1 protein-coding gene is annotated in these 811 nt (G+C 58.9%); it reads left to right on the top strand.

The window, feature by feature from the left end; translation table 11 throughout:
• Window positions 1-811, top strand: an 811-nt coding sequence (locus EN749_RS36605) for an SAVED domain-containing protein (protein WP_128365072.1), incomplete at both ends; no start/stop codon positions are given.

The raw sequence follows: 811 nt of genomic DNA, 5'->3' as shown, positions 1-811 counted from the left end.
ATCCCGGATGGCATCCTCTGGGGCGTCACGATGGTTTGCGCTCTGCTGATGATCGGTTCGGCCGTCTGGGCGTGGAGGCGGTACTCGGACGAGCAAGAGCGGCTCTCGCGAAAGAAGGTCTTTGTTATCGAGGGCCGAGGATTGCGGGATGACGACGGTTCGCCATTGAAGGCGGCCGTTCCTGACAGCATCATTGGTACTCGGATGGACTACCTTCTGGACGTGCGGCAACGGAAGGACGGACTCATTGTTGAGCCCGAGGACCTTCTCCAGCCAATCGGCACGATGAAGACGTGGCTCCACCAGGCTCAGAAGGGAAATGACAGAAGCGATTTGACGACCGTCTATGGCGGACTGACTGCCGTGCCGCTCACCTTTTTGACTGGAGTGCTCCTGGATGACGAGGGCGATGTCGTCGTCATGGACTGGGATCGAACCGCGAGTCGGTGGCGCTTGCTCGATGGGTCGGACGATGGTTTGCGCTTCCAAATCACAGGGATCGAGGAAGCCGGAAGCGCCCGCGAGGTGGTGCTCGCCATCTCGGCTTCATACACGGTGAAGTCGGAGGATCTGGCTACCACTTTCACGCACCCTGTAGTCCGCATGACGCTGCGGGATTCGCAGTCGTCGCACTGGTCTCAAGCCAGGCAATCGGCGCTTGCCGATCAATTTCTCGGCATTTTGAAGCAGCTCGACGCGATGGGAGTCGATCGGATTCATCTCGTCCTCGCCGCCCAAAACAGCGTCGTGTTCAATCTCGCGCGGCGCTACGACAAAAGGAACCTGCCAAAACTCATCGTCTATCAGTACG

The organism is Mesorhizobium sp. M7A.F.Ca.ET.027.02.1.1 (genome assembly GCF_004022985.1).
Classification (GTDB): Bacteria; Pseudomonadota; Alphaproteobacteria; order Rhizobiales; family Rhizobiaceae; genus Mesorhizobium.
The sequence above is the reverse complement of the archived record's forward strand: the minus strand, read 5'-3'. Positions and strand labels throughout refer to the sequence as shown.